This window comes from Spiribacter sp. 1M189, assembly GCF_040838345.1.
In the GTDB taxonomy this organism is placed as follows: domain Bacteria; phylum Pseudomonadota; class Gammaproteobacteria; order Nitrococcales; family Nitrococcaceae; genus Spiribacter; species Spiribacter insolitus.
In genome coordinates this window covers 1,917,276-1,937,875 of sequence record NZ_JBAKFF010000001.1, presented here as the reverse complement: position 1 = coordinate 1,937,875, position 20,600 = coordinate 1,917,276, and the positions used below count along the sequence as shown (strand labels likewise).

Annotated in this window: 15 protein-coding genes; all 15 read right to left on the bottom strand. The window is 66.1% G+C overall.

The annotated features are described in order from the left end of the window. Positions 1-131: 131 nt before the first annotated feature. The 15 genes from V6X30_RS09750 to V6X30_RS09680 all read right to left on the bottom strand — a co-directional run bounded on the left by V6X30_RS09750 (position 132) and on the right by V6X30_RS09680 (position 20,480). Complete coding sequence (locus tag V6X30_RS09750; RefSeq protein WP_367984499.1) at positions 132-3,902, bottom strand: glycosyltransferase; 3,771 nt, start codon at positions 3,900-3,902, stop codon at positions 132-134. Between the two features lie 7 nt (positions 3,903-3,909). Further along, entirely contained in the window at positions 3,910-5,244 is a 1,335-nt protein-coding gene (locus V6X30_RS09745; protein WP_367984497.1) for a class I SAM-dependent methyltransferase, read from the bottom strand. Continuing rightward, positions 5,237-6,466, bottom strand: coding sequence for an ABC transporter ATP-binding protein (locus tag V6X30_RS09740; RefSeq protein ID WP_367984495.1), 1,230 nt, complete (start codon positions 6,464-6,466; stop codon positions 5,237-5,239). The genes V6X30_RS09745 and V6X30_RS09740 overlap by 8 nt, the downstream gene beginning before the upstream one ends. After that, positions 6,463-7,284: an ABC transporter permease gene (locus tag V6X30_RS09735; protein WP_367984493.1), complete on the bottom strand. Its 822-nt coding sequence runs from the start codon at positions 7,282-7,284 to the stop codon at positions 6,463-6,465. Before V6X30_RS09735 ends, V6X30_RS09740 begins: the two co-directional genes overlap by 4 nt. A gap of 57 nt (positions 7,285-7,341) precedes the next feature. Beyond that, positions 7,342-8,466 carry a glycosyltransferase family 4 protein gene (locus V6X30_RS09730; protein ID WP_367984491.1) on the bottom strand — a complete coding sequence of 375 codons (1,125 nt, stop codon included), beginning with the start codon at positions 8,464-8,466 and terminating at the stop codon, positions 7,342-7,344. Beyond that, a complete protein-coding gene (locus tag V6X30_RS09725; RefSeq protein ID WP_367984489.1) occupies positions 8,463-8,777 on the bottom strand; it encodes a hypothetical protein in 315 nt (104 codons plus the stop codon). Before V6X30_RS09725 ends, V6X30_RS09730 begins: the two co-directional genes overlap by 4 nt. Next, positions 8,770-10,197: a TolC family outer membrane protein gene (locus V6X30_RS09720; protein WP_367984487.1), complete on the bottom strand. Its 1,428-nt coding sequence runs from the start codon at positions 10,195-10,197 to the stop codon at positions 8,770-8,772. The genes V6X30_RS09725 and V6X30_RS09720 overlap by 8 nt, the downstream gene beginning before the upstream one ends. Continuing rightward, positions 10,187-11,587, bottom strand: coding sequence for an HlyD family type I secretion periplasmic adaptor subunit (locus tag V6X30_RS09715; protein WP_367984486.1), 1,401 nt, complete (start codon positions 11,585-11,587; stop codon positions 10,187-10,189). Before V6X30_RS09715 ends, V6X30_RS09720 begins: the two co-directional genes overlap by 11 nt. Further along, positions 11,584-13,323: a type I secretion system permease/ATPase gene (locus V6X30_RS09710; RefSeq protein ID WP_367984485.1), complete on the bottom strand. Its 1,740-nt coding sequence runs from the start codon at positions 13,321-13,323 to the stop codon at positions 11,584-11,586. Before V6X30_RS09710 ends, V6X30_RS09715 begins: the two co-directional genes overlap by 4 nt. Before the next feature lie 138 nt (positions 13,324-13,461). Then, a complete protein-coding gene (locus tag V6X30_RS09705; protein ID WP_367984483.1) occupies positions 13,462-15,681 on the bottom strand; it encodes a heavy metal translocating P-type ATPase in 2,220 nt (739 codons plus the stop codon). A 9-nt stretch (positions 15,682-15,690) separates the two neighbouring features. Then, a complete protein-coding gene (locus V6X30_RS09700; protein WP_367984482.1) occupies positions 15,691-16,869 on the bottom strand; it encodes a c-type cytochrome in 1,179 nt (392 codons plus the stop codon). Further along, complete coding sequence (locus tag V6X30_RS09695; RefSeq protein WP_367984481.1) at positions 16,866-17,591, bottom strand: c-type cytochrome; 726 nt, start codon at positions 17,589-17,591, stop codon at positions 16,866-16,868. Before V6X30_RS09695 ends, V6X30_RS09700 begins: the two co-directional genes overlap by 4 nt. Continuing rightward, a complete protein-coding gene (locus V6X30_RS09690; RefSeq protein ID WP_367984480.1) occupies positions 17,591-18,265 on the bottom strand; it encodes a c-type cytochrome in 675 nt (224 codons plus the stop codon). Before V6X30_RS09690 ends, V6X30_RS09695 begins: the two co-directional genes overlap by 1 nt. Then, complete coding sequence (locus V6X30_RS09685) at positions 18,265-18,885, bottom strand: cbb3-type cytochrome c oxidase subunit II (RefSeq protein ID WP_367984479.1); 621 nt, start codon at positions 18,883-18,885, stop codon at positions 18,265-18,267. The genes V6X30_RS09690 and V6X30_RS09685 overlap by 1 nt, the downstream gene beginning before the upstream one ends. Before the next feature lie 11 nt (positions 18,886-18,896). Then, entirely contained in the window at positions 18,897-20,480 is a 1,584-nt protein-coding gene (locus V6X30_RS09680; RefSeq protein ID WP_367984477.1) for a cbb3-type cytochrome c oxidase subunit I, read from the bottom strand. Positions 20,481-20,600 lie beyond the last annotated feature (120 nt).

Below are 20,600 nucleotides of genomic sequence, written 5' to 3'. Positions count from 1 at the left end.
CAATTACCCAGTCGCTCTCATTGTCGATGCGATCAAATACGCGGCGACGCTCGGACGACGGTCTGCGGGCCGCATGCCAGCCAAACATTTGAAAATCCCCCTACCCTATAACGCCCGACGCAGACATGCTCTCAGTTCGTGGCAATGCCCGCGACCTGCGACCAGAGCTCCCGGGCACTGTCCCGCCACAACACCGCTACCGGCTCCGCTCCTGCGGAATCGACGACTTGTTCTGTCATCCACATTTGGAGCGCATACGCCAGCGTTTCGCCATCCATCGCGCTGAAAAACTGCGTTCCGGCCGGCGCCACCTCGCGAAAAACCGGTATATCCCGCGCCAGAATCGGCATCCCGCGCGCCGCCGCCTCGACCACCGGCAGCCCGTACCCCTCGTCCTCCGAGGCGGCGATCAGACCAGTGGCCTGGTGGTATAGCGTGTCAAGCTCCGAATCGCTCAATCCGTCCAGCCAGAACAGGCGTTGGCCGAGCTCACGGTGGCCGGTCAGCCGCTTGACCGTCTCCGGGATGTCCCGTCGATGGCTGTCCGGTAGTTCCTGCCAGCCCTCTTTGCCCACGATCACGAGGCAATCCGTTGAACCGGCCGCCCAGCGACATTCGAAAGCGTCCAGAACCTGATGATGGCGTTTGCGCGGCTCGATGGTGCCAACGGTGATGAAAAGGCGTCGGTCGGTGGGCAGCTCGAGGTTGGGTGGCGGCTCATCCCCCACCTCACTCGTCGCGATGTGATCCGTGCCCAGCGCAAAGTGGCCAGTCTTGATGACCCCAACGCGCTCCGGCCGGTTTTCCGACAACCATCCGCGGGCGTTATTGCGCACCGTTTGCGAGATACCGAAAATCCCGTCGAATGCGGAGATCGCTTCCAGCCAACGCTGATGGGTTGCATCCGCACCCGGCGGGAAACAACGGGGATGCGTGACCGGCAGGATGTCGTACACGATGGCAAAGACTGGACAGCCATCGGCACGAAGCTGCTGATGAAGCCCGCTGTCCACCGCCTCCACCAGCTGCTGGCCACTGATGTCGACAATGCCGAGGACGTCCCCCGGGCCGGGATCCACTACCTCGTCTCCCAGCCCGACGAGATCATCACCGGTAATGCGGCGCATCCAATCCATCGCGGTGACGTATCGCCACTCACCCTCGCTTTCCACCAACCGCACCGGCTCAATGCGAAAGCCCTCCGGCGGGTCGGCGAGCCAGGATTCGACCAGGCGCAGAGCCACCCGCTCAATGCCGGTCATTCGATCGGTTGCCGCGGTGGCAGTGACATCCACGAAGAGCCGCTTACGTGGATGTCCGATCGGCAGCGTCGTCGCAATAGCGGTAGCGAGGCGCTCTTGATCTGCCTCGCCAAGGCGCTGGATGACCTCCGCATCCAGCGCATCGACCAGACCATCCGCCGAGCATCGGTTCCGGGCATAGGCGCGCTCGAGTGTCTCAGAATACTCAGCCGCGCAGGCGGCCGGGGCATGGTCTGTCGCGATCAGCGCTCTCGCCGCTCTACCCAGGCGCTCGCGAAGCTCCGCGTCGTCGTATAGGGTCTCCAGCGCCCGTATCAGCACATCCGATTCAATCGGATCATCAATCTTATAGACCGCGTCGTCAGGCAGTTCCGCCATCGACCCGTGCATGTTCACTAGTACGGGGAGCCCATGGGCCATGGCATGGCTAACGGCACCCGAGGTCTCGCCCCGAGACTCGCCGCGCAGCTGCACCGCGACATCCGCCGCCGCCAGCCAGTCCGCGAAGGCCTCGTCGGTGAGGCGGTCGGTGAAACGCACGTTTCCGGCCCCAGGCGAGGACGCCATCTCCATCAGTGCGGCGCCGTATTCGCCCAGATCCAGGGGCCCGGCGAAGACCAGCTGGCAGCGATGATCACCGGCGAGCCTGCTGTCCATCCAGGCCTCGAGGAGGGTCTTGCAGCGTTTGGTCGGCGCGACCATCCCGAAGCTTGCAATGATGAACGCATCTGGCGCTAGTCCGAGCCGCTCTCTGGCTGCATCGCGGTCGGCCTCCTGTGGCAGGGCCCGCAAATGCGGGATCACCGCCCAATGTCCTGCTGCGTCTGGCGCATAATGACGCTCGAAGAGTTCTCGGGCGTGGCGGGAATGAACGATCACGCCACGAGCCCGCTCGATGATCGGCCAGCTGGCAGGGTATTGATCGATGAACTCGGATCGGGTCATGCCGAGCGCATCCGCCACCGCACTCACGCCGTGCGACACGCGCACCGCCTGGGCCCAGGGCGCTCCCTCCCCCGCGCCATCAATCGGGGTTTGGAACTGCGCCGGCTCACCAAACCAGAGCCCACCAATGCAGGCATCATGCATCACGACCACACCGGGCACCGCATCCATCAGATCGGCCATGAAGCTATGGAACGGAGAATTCCCAACCTGGTAGAGAACACGGTCGAATGTTGATGCCGCCTCGCGCAGGCCATCCGGATCCAGCGGTTGACCGAATGCCTCGATCAGCGTGTCACTGACCACCGGCTCATCCGTGACCAGGGTTACATCATAGTGCTCGGCGAGCGCCGGCAGGAGCTCCTCGCTGTAGTTCGCGATCCCGGTATGGGCGGGCGGCAGGGGCGAGACAAATGCAAGGCGTGGCTTACCGTCCCTGTCGGATACCTTAGTAGGGTCTGCGCGCCGCCGCGGGTTGTCCTCGGCCGATACGAGATGCTCCAGCACACCCATGGTCAGGGTGGCCGTACGATCCCAGGAAAAGCGCTCGGCTTGCGCCTGCGCCGCGGCCAAGCGTTCTGCCCGCCACTCCGGATCCGTCAGGACCCGCTCAAGCTTCTCGGCGAGTGCCTGGGGATCATCCGGGTCGAACAGCGCCGCTTCATCAGCGACCACTTCGACAAGGCTCGTGGCGTTGGCCGCGAGGACAGGCGCACCGCAGCGCATGGCCTCCAACGCCGGCAGTCCGAAGCCTTCATGGCGGGAGGGGAAAACAAACGCCGAACAACCGTTATACAGCGCGACCAGTAATTCATCGCTGACATGGCCCAACACGACGAGCGCATCGGCGGGCACTCCGTGTCGTCTTGCGGAGGCGGCAAGGGCATCACGCTCAGCGCCCGAGATGGGACCGGCGAGCACGAGCCGCTGGGTCGCCTGGACCGCAGCGGGCAGACGCCCGAAGGCCTGAATGAGCAGATCCACGTTCTTGCGCGGGTCCACCGCACCGGTATGGAGCACGAAAGGCCCTTCAACGCCGTACTCGTGCAAAAGCGCTTCGGATTGCGTCTCGCCATCTCCATCGGGCCGAAACCGCGCGTCTGCATCCGCCCAAATCGGCGTGGTCCGGGATGTCTCGATATCCAGCCATTCCACAGCCTCCCGCGCGGTGAACGCCGAGTTGCAGACGAGATGATCCGCCTTTTTCACCTCTTCAACACGACGGAGATAGTCGGCCCTCGTCTCGGGGCAGGCGTTGAGATATTCGCGCTGATTGACCAGCGGAATGAGATCATGCATCAGCACAACGCGCGGGATGGCAGGGTCCAGGTGCGAGAGATTGACCACCGCCTCCGACTCGAAGAACGAGGGGATCAGAATGATATCCGGCGCCGCCCGCTCGATCGCGGCGGCATAAAGGCGATCCCCGATACCCCGCCATCGCTCATGGTGGAATAGGTGGCGGTCAACTCCCCGTGGCATGGACCAGCGGGAGATCTCGACATTCGGCGAGAGGGCGATCGCACTCTCCTGCCACCGACACACCGCGGCCGGCATCGAACTGTCGAAATGGAGGATGAAGCGATACTCGGGATATTGGGGGGGCAGCGCCTTCACGAGCTCTCTGACAAACCGCCCAATGCCACGATAGTGGCTATCCGTCTGATCTCCTTGCATATCAATCAGAATGCGCATTGGTCTTCTACTCGAACTTCCTTTTCAAGCGCCGGTGTACGTGCTGCGCGTGTCGCGGCAACCCCAGAGTGTCATGTGCAGGTGAATCGGGAGCCTGACCGAAGGACTCCGAAGCCTCACTCGAATGCTCCGCCCCCTTGTCCGACGGCTCAGCAGCGAGTGCCCACATACACCGGTGAATGCCCAATGCTCGAACCAGTCGACTCAGCACCCGATAAGTTCGTGGATGCTTAACCAAAAAGCTGCGAAGTCGGTGCGAATACAGAAGACGCCTGGCAGTGCGGCGAGGGAGGGCCGCTCGCCCGGCCCTGACTTCCCGCGCAAAACCGAAGACCGCGCGAAACGGCGCTGTGATCTTCCATGAACGGCTGTCGTAGAGTGCATTCAATCGCTCATCAAGCACGGCAAACCGCTCTGACAGCTCGGCTGTGTCCTCAACAAGCGCTAGGAGTTGATGACGATCATTTTCGGCCTCTTGGCGCACTGCGTCTCTAAAGGTCGCAAGCTGCTGATCTACTCGCTCCCGATCCGAACGGGCCTCTTCCAACAAACCATCAATACGCCAATCAATACGCTCACGCTGGTGATGCTGAGCTGCATCACGCCGGTCCATTAGCGCTTCGGCGGTTACACCCGCATGCTTGTCAGCAGCCGCCCCGATCCGCTTGCGCATCGTCGCAGACCAACCTTTACCAGCTATCACGGCAAAATCGGGGCTAGCGCAGTTGTAGATTTCCGAAGTGGACGGAAACGGCGCATCGTGAGCGACAGCGGGCTCCTGCAGTCGTAGTACATGGCATGGATCAAATCCGTAGAATTCTACAGCGAACGCAAGTAGCCGCGGAGGCAGTGGATTTTGGTGGGTGGGGTCCATGTAGAAATCGACCGCTGTTACCCGTAGGTTCTCAGGGTTCGGAGTCTCCAGGATCAGCATGCCGCCCTTCGCGAGCGCCCGGTGGGCCTCGGAGATCAACTCCCGGAGAACCTCGAACTCGAGGTGCTCGGCAATGTGGAACCCCGAGACCAGCGCGAGCGAGCCCTCTTCACAGGATCGCAGCGCGGCTATCGCATCGCCATACTCGGCAGCGAGTCCCCGCTCCTCGCAGGCCGCGAGCATACCGGCATCCAGATCGACACCCCGCCCCTGTAGCCCGACCTCACCAAGGACTTCCAGCCACTCGCCACGGCCACACCCCAGATCCAGCGCCTGAGCCGCCTTCCCATGTCGGCGTTTCAGGACCTTCAGGTAAGGCGTATATCCGCGAAGCCGCTCGAGGATCAGTTCCCGCGACCCGCGGTATCGATCCTCAAACCAACGATAGAAAAGCGATGCATCAGTCATCGACCATCACCGTAATGTTCGTCGGGAGCCAGGCCGAGCCAGAGAATTTCGGCAGGGCCGAGTTCACCACCTCAAAGGTAATCGCGCCGTCCCACCAGTCGTAGCAGCGCTGGGTATGATCGAAACCGGCATGCAGCGCAATGCTCACCACATACCCGCCCTCGCCCAGATTCGCTGGAAATTCAAAAGCCGCCGTGACCCTCGCTCCCGCGCTCAGCCCCTCGGTCACCTGTTCATTATAGGCGCTGTTCGTCCCGAAAACCGGCTGCCCGAGCCGGTCGCGGATCACGAACCCCACCACCATCTCCGGAATGTCCTGCACTACCCCAGCGGTGATGCATAGCCTGGCGCGCTGCTCGACCTGAAGCAGATCCACTTCCATGTCGTTATCGTTCATCAGGCACACCGAGTGAATCCGCGCCGCTGCATCTCCGGACCGGGTCACCACCTCGCCGGATTCATCGGCCTGCTGCTCAATGGCGGTAGCCACCCCGTCGCGCTCGCTCAGTGTGGCGTTGTAGTACTCGAAAACGGTTTTGGGATCGCCGTGGGTGCGAATCCGTCCGTCCTCCAGCAGGTAGGCGACGCTGCATAGCGCCTGCACGGCCGCCCGGTCATGGGAGACCAGCAGAAGGGTCGTTCCCTCGGCGAGGAAGGCGCGGATGCGGTCAAAGCTCTTGGCCTGGAAATAGGTATCGCCAACCGACAGGGCCTCATCAACGATCAGCACATCCGGCCGCCACGCCGTCGCCACGGCGAATGCGACGCGAACCTGCATGCCGCTCGAGTAGGTGCGCACCGGCGCATCAAAGTAGGTGCCGATCTCAGCGAACGCCTCGATCGCATCAATACGCCCGTCGATCTGGCCGCGATCAAAGCCCTGCAGGCTGGAGGCGTGGTAGACATTCTCCCGGCCGGTGAGCTCCGGGTTGAACCCCATGCCGAGCTCCAGCAGTGCGCTGACGCGGCCACCGATCTGGATCTCGCCCGTGCTGGGGGTCATGGTACCGGTGAGGAGTTTCAGAAGCGTACTCTTACCCGCGCCATTGCGGCCGATAATGCCGACCGCCTCGCCGGGCGACACATCGATGGAGATATCCTGCACGGCCCAGAATGTCTTTGCCGGTGCACGGTTGAGATAAAGCCAGTTGGCGATCCGGTGCCACTCGGACTTGTACTGCCGAAAGCCCTTGCTGAGGTTTCTGACCCGGATCTCGCTCACAGCACATCCACCATCTCGGGAGAGGCGCGACGGAAAAGGAAGCCCGCCGCCAGCACGGCCACCAGACAGGCCACGGCCATCACCAGGAACTGGTTCGCATCCGGGACCCTGCCGTAGACGATGGTGTCGTGATACGCCGAGACGAACCAGTACATGATGTTCAGGTCATACAGTCCCTGATAGGACGCCGGGATGATCGTGATGGGATAGACGATGGGCGTGAACCAGAAGGCGAACTGAAGCAGGATCGGGATGAGTTGGCCCACATCGCGGACAAAGACATTGATCGCTCCGCAGACCAGCCCGATTCCGGCCCCGAACCCCCCGAACAATATCATCAGCACCGGCACCCAGAGCATGGCAAGGGAGAATGTGTGCCCAAGGAGCAGGAACACCCCAAGGGCCACAAGCAGGAACAGGAAGTTCTGTACGATCATCGTCCCCAGCATCACGGCAGGCAGTGCCACCCTCGGGAAACTCAGCTTCTTCATGAGATCGGCGCTGTCGATGAACAGCGTCGTCCCACGACTGACCCCGTCGCTGAACAGCGTCCAAGCGAGAATCCCGGAGGTGAGGTAGATCGCATAGGCATATTGCCCCTCGACACCCGGCAGCTTCGCCGAAAGGACATTCGATAGGATCAGGGCATAAATAATCACCAGGCTGAGTGGCTGGGCAAAGAGCCAGAAGATTCCCAGCCGGCTGCGCGTCAGAGAGGCAACCAACTCGTTGCGCACCGAGCTGGCAACGAAATATCGGTAGGCCCAAAGGTTGCGAACGCGGGCCGAGAATGGTTCCAGGGAACGGAGCGCGGTCATCCGGCCACCTGGTGTTTGGCGCGCGCTGCCCCAGCTCCGTAGATTGCGGTCACTGCGTTATCCATCCCCCGAATTGTACGCAGGGCCGGGCTCTTTGCCAGCGCCCGGATCAAGTCCAACCGACCGTAGGAAATCTACCAGTTGTTGCTCAAGGCGGTCGGGTTGGAGTGCCTTGAGCCGGGTTTTCTGTGCCGCGATCACCTGCCCTTGCAGCTCGACGTCGTCCAGCACTGCCGCCGCCGTGGCCGCAACGATGGCAGGGTCGGCGCGATTGAGGAGCAAGCCCCCGCCTTCGACGGTATCGGCAATGCCGCTCTCAGGGGCGGCATAGGCGACGATCGGAACCTCGTGCATCATCGCTTCGACAAGCGGCATGCCGAACCCCTCATGCTCGCTCATGCTTACATAGAGATCGGCCTCGGAGTAGAGCGTTACCAGACGTTCATCACTCACCTTGCCGGTGATCTCGACCTGATCCGATACCCGAAGCCGTGCTGCCAGATCATACAGCGCCGCGATCGTGGTAGGACTTCCCTCTCCCACGAGGGTGAGGCGGACCGACTGGTCGGTCATATGCGTCAGCTCCGCCAGCATGGCAATAAGGCCTTGTGGGTTTTTATGCGGCACCAAACGGCCTACAAACAGTAACTGCCGGGCGTTGTTCTGCTGCCGTACCCTCTCCCTCGAGGTTGTCCTACTAAACCGCTCGAGATCGACCAGAAGCGGAATGGTGGCGGTTTTCTCCGCTGGATAGCCCGCCGCCATGAGTTCGACGTGGTTCCGGGGAGACACGGCAATCGTCCCGTTGACCGAGTGCTTCCAATCGATCAGCTGCTCACGGCCGTAAGCAAGGGTCTGCCGCAGGGGATCGTCGGCCGGGAAAAACCGCTCCGGCGTGATGTTGTGGTAGACCATCACTCTGGCGCAGGGGAGCCGCTGCAGCCAGCGGGCCGCGGGGTTTCCGCCACCGTGGTGAATGAGCAGCAGATCGGTCGGGGTCGGCTCGAGGGTTTCATAGAGCTTGACCGCATCACGCATCGACTCAGGGCGGTCCATGACATAGATCTCGGATGCCAGACCCCGCCCGCGCAGCAGTCGCTGGATGAATAACATGCTGTTGCTGATGCCGTCCCCCGGCGAACAGGACACCGAGAACTGGTGGATGGCGGTGATGCTTTTCACTGGGCCTTTCGCACCCCGTGATAGAGCCGTCGAACCGCTCGGTAGAGTCGCGGATACGCCGCAAGCTCCTCGCGCATGAAGCGGGTCGCCACCAGGCGGGAAACGATCCCGCGCAGGAGTGAGGATCTTGCTGCTGACTGCGTGATGCTGGGTGGGCCGGCATGCGGTTGCCCGACGCCGACCGATCGGTTCAAGCGGCGGTCGATTTCGCGCTCCAGCGCGTCATAATCCAATTCGGGATGGGTTCTGATGAGCCTGACGCCGCTCAGCACCGATCTGGACTGAGGCGTATCGAAATCGCCCTTATTCATCGCCCATCTGGAGCGCCACCACCTCGTCCAGATAACGCCGGTCCAGCTCACGCAGGTCGCCGGGCTGGAACTCGCCGGTGGTGGTCCGCAGGCGGACCTGCGCGATGAGGTAGTCGTAGGCGGCCTCGGCCAGATCCCGCCGGATGCTGAAGAGCTGGGCGCGGGCGTCGAGCACCTCGACCAGATCGCGCACGCCGACCTCCAGGCCCTCTTCGCTGGCCTCGACCTGCGCCTCGGCGGTGGTCAGGGCCTGGCGCGAGACGCGGATGCGGCGCTGGGCATTACGCAGTTCATTGACCGCCGCGCGGGTGTCGATCACCGCCTGGCGCTGGGCATCCTCCAGGGCCGCGGACTGGGCCATGCGCCGGGCCCGGGCCTCGTCCACCCCGGCGGTCAGCCCGCCGCCGCTGAATAGCGGCATCTGCAGCCGCACCAGCACCCGGGCATCCTCGCCCTGGATCAGCTGATCGGTGGCATTGGTGTCGCTGTACCGGGCCTCCAGCGATAGGCGCGGAAAACGCTCGGCCTGACGCACGGCGATGGTCTCGCTGGCGCGCATCAGGCGCTCGCGCTCCACCGCGACGGTGGGGTTGGCCCGACCGGCCTCTTCCAGCCACTGCGCGACCCGATCATCGGTGGGCGTGTCGGTGAGTGGCATGGACTCGGGCTTCGCCGAGAGCAGGGTCTGCGGATTGCGGCCGGTGAGGCGCTCAAGGCCCAGGCGGGCGGCGTCCAGCTCGTTGCTGGCCCGGGCGATGTCACTGAGCGCGGTCTCGAAACGCACCCTGGCATCCAGCACATCCACCCGGCTTGCCAGGCTGCGCTCGAGTCGGCGTTCCATCTGGTCCCAACGGGCGCGGTAGGCCTGGGCCTCGGCCTGGGCCAGCGAGCGGGTCGCCCGGGCCCGCAGGACGCGCAGGTAGGCCTGGGCCACCTGTGCGGCCAGCGCCTGGCGGGTCGCGCTGAGCTCGGCTCCCGCCACCTCGCGCCGGGCGCGGGCCTCCGCGAGGCCGGTGGACACGCCCCGGTCGTAGAGCGGCTGGGTCAGATTGATGCCGTAGTTGTAGCTGGTCTTGCGGTTGGTCGTGAGGACGTCCTCGCGGGCACCGGTCTGCGGGTTGATGCGCACATCACCGGTCTCGTAGCGGGCATCGGTGTAGCGGGCGTCGGCCGAGATGTTGGGCAGCCGCAGGGCCTTGGCCTGGTCCACCACCTGCTCGCCGGCATCCACCAGCGCGCGGCGCTCGTCGATGACCGGGGCGTAATCCAGCGCCGACTGGTAGGCCTGGAAAAGGCCCAGCGGCTCGGCGGGTTCGGCCCCATCGGCGGACTGCCCCATCGCCGCACCCGAGAGGCCCAGTGCCAGCAGGCAGGCCAGCACGGCGCGCGAGGCGGACGGTGCCCGGCGATCAATTCTCACGGAAGGCCCTCGACGCCATTTCGCTGAAGGGCTTGACGAGATAGGCGAGGAAGCTGCGCGAGCCGGTCTTGATGAAGGCCTGTACCGGCATGCCGGGCTCGAGCTGGAAGTTCTCCTGCTGCAGCGCCTCGACACCGGCCTGGTTCACGCGGATTCGGGCCAGGTAGTAGCTCTCGTTGTTCTGCTGGTCGTTGAGCGCATCCGCCGACACCGAGACCACATCGCCCTGGATATTGTTGATGAAAAGCGTGTTCAGCGCCGGGAAGCTGAGGTCCGTAGCCTGGCCGACGCGCACGTCGTCGATCTTGTCCGGCGGCACGCGGGCATCCACCAGCAGCCGGCGCTGCTGCGGGACGATGTCCATGAGCGCCTCGCCGGGGCTCACCACGCCGCCCACGGTGTGCACCTTGAGGCCCACCACCGAGCCGTTGATGGGAGCCGTCACCACGGTGCGCGAGAGCTTGTCACGCAGGGCGCTGATGCGGGCTCGGGCATCGAGGATGCGCTCCTGGACCTCGCCCAGGCGGGTGGCCACTTCCTGGTCGTATTCCTCCTGGCGGAGGCTGCGCTCCATGCGCGTGGTGGCGATCTGGGCGCGGATGCCGGCGATATCCGATATCAGCCGGCCGCGCTCGCCGCGGTATTCATCCAGCCGCCGGCGGGCATCGCGCAGCGACTGCTTGTCGGCGAGCTGGTCTTCCACCAGCCCCGACCACTCGTCCACCTCCTCGGTGAACGAGGCGATCTGCGACTCCACCGCGGTGAGCCGCGACTGCAGCCCGCGGATCTGTTCCTCGAACTCGTCGATGCGCTGGGCGCGGAGGCTGAGATCCGTCTCCAGGGCCCGCTGCCGGGCGGTGAAGATGGCGCGCTGGTTGGCCATGATCTCGGCGGCCTTGGCGCTGTCCTCCGCCTCGGTCAGGGCCTCGGGGAAGTCGCAGCGCGACTCGCCATCCCGCTCAGCCCGCAGCCGCGCGCGCTGGCCGAGTGCGGTGAGCAGGCGGCTCTCCACCACGGCCAGGTCCGAGCGGGCCTGGGTGCCGTCAAACGTGACCAGCACCTCACCCTTTTCAACCGTCTGGCCCTCTTCGACGTTGATCTGCTCGATGATGCCGCCCTCGAGGTGCTGCAGCGTCTTGCGATAACCCTCGATGACCACCTGGCCGTTGGAGATCACCGCACTGGCGAGCGGCGCGGTGGCCGCCCAGACCAGAAAACCGCCTAAGCCAAGCACCAGCACCAGCGTGCCGATCAGGGTGTAGCGGCGGTAATTGCCCGAGGCCACCGGCACGCCATCGGCCTGGGCGGCCTGCTGGCGCGGGTCGGTCTGTGCTGGGATGAGCTCGCCATCCGCGCTCTGTCCGCCAGAGCGTTCCTTGAGCGACTTCATTGCGGCGCTCCCTTGTTCTGCTGGCCGCCGGCCACGCGCAGCGGCTGGGCGGTGTTGGACTGCAGGCGCGAGAGCACCTCGTCGCGTGCGCCGAAGGCGGCGACCTGGCCCTGCTGGAGGACCAGGAGCTTGTCCATCTGGGCGAGGATGCTGCGGCGGTGGGTGACCACCAGCACCGTCACGCCCTGGGCCTTCAGTCGCTGGACCGCGCCGGTCAGGGCCTGTTCGCCGGCGTCATCCAGGTTGGAGTTGGGCTCGTCGAGAATCACCAGACGCGGCGTGCCAAAGAGCGCCCGGGCCAGCCCCACGCGCTGACGCTGGCCGGCGGAGAGCGTATTGCCCCCCACGCCGACCGCCGTGTCGTAGCCATCCGGCAGCTGCAGGATCATCTCGTGGGCCCCGGCCAACTTGGCAGCCGCCACGATAGACTCATCATCCGCCTCGCCGAATCGGGCGATGTTCTGAGAAACCGTGCCCTCGAAGAGCTCGATGTCCTGGGGCAGATAGCCGATATAGGGACCGATCTCGTCGCGGTTGTACTGATCGACATCGGCGCCATCCAGGCGCACCGAGCCGTTCAGCAGCGGCCAGATACCCAGGATGACCCGCACCAGCGAGGACTTGCCCGCGGCGCTGGGGCCGATCACGCCAAGGCCCTCGCCGGGCTCGACGTTGAAGGCGACGCCGCGCAGCACCGGGTTCCGCGTCCCCGGCGGGGCGGCCAGCACGTTGGTGAGCTGGAGCCTGCCCTGGGGCGCCGGCAGCGAGGTGTGCCGGGGCTGCTCCGGGAAGCCGTCGAAGAGCTTGGTGAGGCGGTCATAGCTCTCGCGGGCCTGCTGGATCTGGCGCCAGGCGCCGGTGATCTGATCCAGCGGCGCCAGCGCACGGCCGATGAGAATGGCACAGGCGATGATCATGCCGCCGCTCATCTGCCCCTGCAGCACCAGCAGCGCGCCGATGCCGTAGGCGAAGGCCTGGGCCATGAAGCGGAACACACGGCTGGCGTTGCTGAACACGCCGGCACGGTCACTGGCGAAGGCCTGGCCGTTGATGGTGCGGGCCTGGCGGGCCAGCCAGCGGTCGCGGACCGCGGTCTCCATGCCCATGGCGTGGATCACCTCGGCGTTGCGCAGGTTGTCGCCGGCGAAGCGCCGGGCGTTGCGGTTGGCCTCGTTGGCCTTGGCGAGCGGCGCGCGGGTGAAGACCTCGTTGGCCCAGGTGAGCGCGCCGATGATCAGGGTACAGGCGACGCCGTAGATGCCGAGCCAGGTGTTGAACAGGAACATCACGCCCAGATAGACCGGCATCCAGGGGGCATCGAAGAGCGCGAGGATGCCCGGCCCGGTCAGGAACTGGCGGACGTTGGAGAGATCGTCGATGGCCTGGGGGCTGCCGCCGCCGCGCTGGCGCAGCGAGTTGCGGAACATGGCATCGAAGAGCCGGCCGCCGAGGCGCTCGTCCAGGGCCACGCCCACCCGCACCAGGATGCGCGAGCGGATGAACTGGAGGATGCCCATGAGGATGAAAAGCCCCAGCACCACCAGGCTCAGGAAGAGCAGCGTCTCGGTGCTGCGCGAGCGCAGGACGCGGTCGAAGACCTGCAGCATGTAGAACGGCTGGACCAGCATCAGCAGGTTGATGAACAGGCTGAACACGCCCACCGCCACGAAACCGGATTTCGCGGACTGCAGGATGCGTTTGATCTCCGGCTGATCCTGCCGGGATGCGTCCTTCATGAATTGGCCTCTCTGTGCGCCGGCGCCCTTTTCGTAACCCGACAACATACTATGAATGATGCTGTCGGTGCAGGGGGTTCGTTCATGCTTTGGAACTGGATTGTACCCGACGCGGGGCCGTGAGGGCTTAGGCCTTGTCTAAGCCGGCCTTGCCGCGTTGGCCATGACACTCAGTGAGCTGGCGAGCATGGCGAGCGCCGCCGCCGAGGGCGGAATGACGCCGGCCACGGCGAGCGGAATGGCGGAGCCGTTGTAGACCACGGCCAGCCCCAGGTTCTGGAGCATCCGACGCCGGGCGGCGCGGGCGAGGCCAAGCGCGTTGGCGAGCGCCGGCAGACCGCCCCGGGCCACCACCAGCCCGGCGCTGCTGGTGGCGGCATGGCTCGCGCCATCGATGGCGACGCCCACATCCGCCGCGGCCATGGCCACACTGTCGTTGATGCCATCGCCAATAAACGCCGTCGGCTGGTGCGCCTGGGCGGCCAGCACGCGGTCGGCCTTGTCCTCGGGGCTGCATCCGGCGTGAACGGCCTCCGCCGCCAGCCCCACCTCGGCGGCCACCCGCTGGGCGGGTGCCGGGCCATCGCCGGTGACCATCTGCAGCGCGAACCCCTCGCGGACGAGGCGCCGCACCGTCTCGGGCGCGGCCGGACGCAGCGGGTCGCCCAGCGCGAAACTCCCCAGCCACTGCCCGTCGCGGGCAAGATGAATGCGCGTGGCGGCGTCGGCCTGTAGCTCGGCCGGATCAGCCGGTCCAGCCGGGGCTTCCGCCGGCACGACGATATCCGCCTCAACCAGCCAGCGCCGGGCGCCCACCCGAATGGCCTCACCCCCCGGCAGGGTCATGATCACGCCACGGCCCTCGCGGCGCCGATGGATGCCGCTGTCCGGCATCAGGGCGGGATCCTGCAGGGCGCGGGCCACGGGATGGTCCACGCCGGCCTCGGCCAGGGCGGCGAGACGCCGCAGTTCGGCCTCGTCCACGCCGTCGGCCAGACGCAGGCCGATCACCGTGGGCTCGCCGCGGGTGAGCGTGCCGGTCTTGTCGATGAGCAGGTGCTTGAGCTGGCCGGCCCGCTCCATGGTGGCGGGACTGCGAAAGAGCACCCCCCGGCCCATGGCGCGTTCGGCGAAACTCAGGAACGTCACCGGCACGGCGATGCTGAGCGCACAGGGACAGGCGATGACCACCACCGAGAGGGCGCGCAGCAGGGCCTCGTCGGCGCCCAGCCCCAGCGCGGTGCCGCCGACGGCCACCAGCGCCGCGAGGATCAGCGCGCCGGGCACCAGCAGCCGTGCCAGCCGATCGGCGAGGCGGGTGATCTCGCTGCGATTGCCCTGCATCTCCACCATGCGCCCGAGGATGCGGTCGATGCGTCGATCCCCCACCGCGGCGGTGACCCGCACCGTCACCGGCGCGTCGAGATTGATGGTCCCGGCGTGCATGGCCTCGTCGCGGGCGACGCCCACCGGGGTCGACTCGCCGGTGAGCAGGCTCGCGTCCACACGGGTGGCGCCGTCCACCACCACGCCATCCAGCGGTACGCGGGCGCCGGCGGCCACGCGGATGTCGGTGCCCACCGCCACCTCGGCGGCATCCACGGCGCCGTCGGCATCCACCGGGAAGGCCCGTTCGGGCACCTCCCGCTCCAGCGCCCCGATGGCGCTGGCCGCCCGGCGGACGGTGCGCATCTCCACCAGCCGGCCGATGGAGAGCAGGACGATGAGCATGACCATGGTATCGGCGTAGATATGCGCGCCGCCCCGGGCGAGTTCGGCGACCGAGAGCAGCGCCGCGCCCACCACCCCGATACTCACCAGCGCGTCCATGCCCGGGATGCCGGCGCGCAGGGTCCGCCAGCCGGCGACGAAGAAGGGCGCCGCGGAGAAGCCCATCACCGGCGTCACCAGGCACATGGCTAGGATGGAGAGCGTATGGCCCACGGTCGTATCGCCGAGGGCGACCGGCTCGAGGTAGCGCATGATGGCGAGCACCATCACCCACATGCCAAAGAACACCGCCACCGCCAGGCGCAGGCCGAGGCGATTGATCTCGGCATCGATGCCGGCGACGGTGTCCTCCGGGGCCCGGGGCGGGCCGATGGCGTAGCCCAGGCGCTCCACCGCGCGCAGCAGCGCCGGCAGGTCGACCCGGTCGGGGTCCCAGTCCACCAGCGCCGAGCCGGTGGCGAAACTCACCCGCGCCCGGGTCACGCCGGGGGCCCGGGCGATGATGCGCTCCGTGGCGGCGGCACAGCTCGGGCACCACATTCCCTCAATGGAGAAAAGGCCGCGGCCGGCGGGTGCCAGCGCGGCCAGTTCTCCGCGGGACAGTGTGCTTGCCGCTGTGGCGCTCATCGCCGGGCGCTAGCGGCTCGCCTGCTCGCTGTGCCGCGGCGCGCCGATGGACGGCGGCTGCTGCGCCGTGGGCTCGCCCGGGATGCCATCACCAAGCAGATCGCCGCGGACCTCATCGCCGTAGAAATTGGGCGTGTGCTCGTGGAACCGCTTATCGGTCTCCGCCACGGTCAGCCCGTCGCGGGTCTGGCGCGGATCGGCCGGGCGCTCCCAGCTGTTGATGTAGGCGGCCACGTCCCAGGCCTGCTGGTCGGTGAGCGAACCGCCCTGGCCGAGCGGCATGTTGTGCTTGATGAAGCCGGCGGCGGTGTTGACGCGGTGCATGCCCGCGCCCCAGTTGTAGGAGTCATCCCCCCACAGGGCGGGGAAGATCCAGCGGCCGTTGGGATCGCGCCGCCCCTCGCCATCGGTGCCGTGGCAGACCGCGCAGTTGTTCTCGAACACGGTCTCGCCCCGGGTGATGCTGTAGCCATCCTCGGGCTCCGGCGGCACGGTGTAGCCGCGACCCGGCAGATTGCCCTCCAGCGGCGCGCCCTCGGCCATGTAGAAAAAGAAGCTCTGCAGATCCTTGTAGATGTCGCCATCCCGCGGCGGCGGGTTGCCGGAGGGTGAGTTCTGGGCGTTCATCGAGTAGGTGAAGCAGCCATGGATGCGGTCTTCCATGGTGTTGATGATCTTGTTCTTGCCCCGATAGGCGGGGTATTCCACCGCGGCGGCCCACATCGGCGCCGAGCCGGGCACCGTGCCCGCGCCCAGATGGCAGTTGGCGCAGTTCATGCCGTTGCCGACATGCTGCGAAGCGTTGGTCTGGGTATTGGTGAAGATCTCGTAACCGCGCCGCACGCTGTCACCGAACGGGTTATCCGGCGCGTCCGCCACATCGTTGGGGATGAAGTAGCCGGTCTCGGCCACCGGCAGGCTCGGCGGCGTGGCCTTGGGATCGGCGGTATATTCCTTGCGCTCGGCCAGCCAGGCCTGGCGGCGCTCGGTGTCCTGCTCGGCGATCCGCTCGCCGCGGTCGGCCTCGCGGTCCGGCGACTGGGCGATGGGATTGAAGATGCCCGCGGAGTAGATGCCCGCGCCGACGGCCACCAGCACCGCGGCGACCACCGAGGCGATGATGATGCGCCGGGGCGTGGTCCGTCCCGGGTCGCGGCTCGTGTTCGGATCCTGATCGGAATGACTCATTGCGTTGGCTCCTCGGCGGGGGGCGCTGGCAGCGTGGCGAGGTAGTCCGCCACCGCGCGCCGGTCCGCATCCGACAGGGCATGGGCGATGCCCTGCATCAGCTGGAGGGGAGAATTATTGCGCCGGCCATCGGTCCAGGCGGCGAGCTGGCCATAGGTATAGGCCGGCTGCTGTGCGGCGAGGCTCGGGAAGGCCTGCTCGACACCCCAGGCCGACGAGCCGTGGCAGCTGTAGCAGGCCGGGACGTTGATATCCCAGTCGCCGTGGATCATCAGCTCCTGGCCGCGGTCGAGATCACCACCCAGTTCCGGGCCCGCGGTGCTCGGCGCCTCCATCTCGGCGTAGTAGCGGGCAAGACCCAGCATTTCATCGTCGGTCAGCTTGCCGGCGACGTACTGCATGTTGTGGTTGATGCGAACGCCCTCGGCGTAGGCGTGCAGCTGCTTGGCGATATACCCGGTGGACAGGCCGGCAAGGCGCGGGATATTGCCGTTGCCCTGGCCCTTGGCGCCGTGGCAGCTGGCGCAGGACCAGACATCGCCCTCGCCCTCCCGGGCCAGCGTGGCGTAGGCGGCCGGGTCGACGTTCTCGGCCTCCACCGAGTAGATCTCGGCGGCGTAGCTCTCGTCGGGCAGGTCCTCGTCGACCTTCTGTGCGGCCACCGGCCAGGCCAGCGAGAGCAGCATGAGCGGAGTCAGACGGATGGCGTGGCGTTTGGTCATCACTGGGATGCCTCCGTATCGGTGGCGCGGGCGAGGCGGGCCGGCACGCCGGTCACCTGCTCGAGCTCGGCGCCGCCGTTCCAGGGCCCGCGGTCGGCGACGAAGCGCGCCCGCTGCTCGGCGACGAACGCGGGCTCGACAAAGGCGGCACTGTTGCCCCACTGCTGGCGGATGTAGCTGACGACAGCGGCGATCTCCGAATCGGTCAATGTCTCGCCAAACCGCGGCATGCGGCCGTCGTACTGATTGCCGGCCACCTCGATGCGTCCCTTGATGCCGTGGAGCAGGATCTGCACGGGGGTGTCGGCGGATCCGGTCACGTAGCGGGAGTCGACCAGCGGCGGCACCGCCTCGCTGATGCCCGAGCCATTCGCCTGGTGGCAGGTGGCGCAGTTGGCGGCGAAGATCGTGGCGCCGGCCGAGACAAGCGAGCTCGCGTTGTCGGCGATCGTCGGCGCCGTGTCGATGCCGGCGATCGGTGCCTCGGCCTCGGCGGCCGCCTCGGTGGACGGGCCGGAGTCGGCCCACAGGGTGTAGACGCCCCAGGCGATCAACGCCACGGTCACGGCCAGCACCAGAATCGGGATGGGGCGATTGACCTCATAGGGCTCGAAGCCGCTCTCCTCGAGCGGGGTGCGTTGCGGCTCGGGCTGCTGATCATTGTGCTGGCTCATCAGCGTGCCTCCTCGCGGTCATAGCCCAGATCGCGCAGCTCCCAGTCCTTCGCCGAGTAGTTGCGGTCGAGGGAGAGCAGGTAATCGGTCAGATCCAGCGCGCTCTGCTTGGCCACGACCCTGGCGCCGTTTTCGGGCGCGTACTCCGCCGGCACCGGCACGATCACGTCATCTTCATCGGGGTTCTGCTTGACCTCGAAGAGGAAGGGATAGGCCGGCATGATGCTGGTCGGCTCGATGGCCCGCGGCTGATAGAGATGCGTGAGGTGCCAGCCCTGGCTGGGCATGCGGACCCCGACGTTCATCAGGTCGGGGCCGGTGCGCATGGTGCCGAGCAGATGCGGGTTGTCGTAGACGTAGTCCGAGGGCGTCGTCGGCCGGCCCCAGCCACGCTGCAGGTCGGGGGCCTGTTCCGGGCTGCGCGGCTGCTGCGAGTGGCAGTAGTAGCAGCCCAAATCCACGTAATGCTGGCGGCCCCGCGCCTCGGCCGGCGTGTAGGGCTCGAGCCCCTCGGCCGGCGCCACGGTGCGGATCTGCGCCGCCGGCAGGATCACCAGCATGAGCGTGGCGAAGGCGAGGATCGCGAAGGCGATGACGGCAAGCGGGAAGATCTTGTTCATCGTTCAGTCCTTCAGCCGGCGGTGGTCGCCGGCGCACCGGTCGCTGCGGGGGTTTCCTCGCGACGCGAGGCGAACAGCAGTGAGACCAGGTTGATCGCGAAAATGATGTGGCCAATGGTCATCAGCGTCCCGCCCAGCGTGCGGCCCTGTAGATAGGGCTGGGTGAGCTGCATGGACTCGAGCCAGTCGCGGCTCGCGTCCAGCATGGCCAGGCCCTGCAGCCAGCCGCCGATGGTCAGCGAGACGAAGTAGATGCCAAAGCCGATGGCCACCAGCCAGAAGTGCAGGCTGATGAGCCGTGGCGCGGGCCAGAGCCGGCCGGTGAGGATGGGCATGAGGTAGTAGACCGTGCCGAAGAGCACCAGCGAGACGAAGGCATAGGCGCCCAGATGGGCGTGGCCGACGGTGTAGTGCGTGAAGTGCGTGACGGTGTTGACCGCGCGCACCGCCTCCAGCGAGCCCTGGAAGGAGGCGAGCGTGTACATCACCGCACCGAAGGCGACGAAACGCAGCGGCAGTGACTGTTTGAACGCCCACAAATTGGTCGCCCAGAGCACGTGCTGGTTGACCGCCACGGCGATCACCGGGACGAACATCATCACCGACTGCACCACCGAGAGCGTCACCACCCAGGTAGGGACCGGCCCGCCGATGAGGTGATGCATGCCCACCTGGCTGTAGAAAAGCGCCAGCGCCCAGAACCCGAGCAGCGACAGGCGATAGGAGTAGATGGGCTTGCCGATGATCTTGGGCAGGATGTAATAGGCCGCGCCGACACCGATGGGCGTCAGCCAGAGCCCCAGCACGTTGTGCGCGAACCACCAGTTGACCGTGGCCTGCTGCACACCCGAGTGCATCGGCAGGTTGCCCAGCACGAACAGCACCGGGAACCAGACCAGCGCCGCCAGGTAGTACCAGCCGGTGACATAGATATGGTGGACGTTGCGCTTGAGCGCCGTCATCACCAGCGGAATCGCGAAGCAGGCGCCACCGGCGGCCAGGATGATGTCGATCGGGCGCGGGATCTCGAGCCATTCCATGCCATCGGTCCAACCGGTGGCGATGGCCCAGGCACCGGCGGCGACGCCGATATTCCAGAGCACCAGACCCACCCAGGCGAAGTTCACGCCGCGAAGGTGAGTCTTGAAGATCCGCGGGATCAGGAACATGGCCACACCGATACCGGTGAGCGACAGCCAGCCATAGATCACGGTGTTCAGATGAACCGTGCGCACGCGGCCGAAGGTCAACGGCGCGGAGCCGGACAGCCAGTCGGGGATGTTGAACTTGAGCGAGGCGATGACGCCGAACATCGAGCCGAACACCAACCAGAAGGTCCCGAAACCGATCAACGCGAAGATGAGCTTCCGATGGCGGGTGTCAGTGCCCTCTCCGGGCTCGGCCTTCTCCTGGAAGCCGAAGCTGGTGGGGTCGTCGGGCTGGTGATCGCCGCCCTCGCCGCCGGGGAAGATGAGCTCGGCATCCTCCTGGTTCATGCGGAACTGTCGGGAGGCGACTGCCCAGATGAGGAAAGCCAGTGCGATGAGCGATACCACGAAGGACAGCGCCATCATGGATCCAATGGTGAGGGACATCTCTACTCCGTCGGTGCTCGGCCTCTGCGGCGCAGAGTGTAGGCGCGCGAAGTATGCAGATTAATTGTGGTTTTCCACATTGGAGGGGTTACAGGGAGGTGAAAATTGACGATGGTCAAT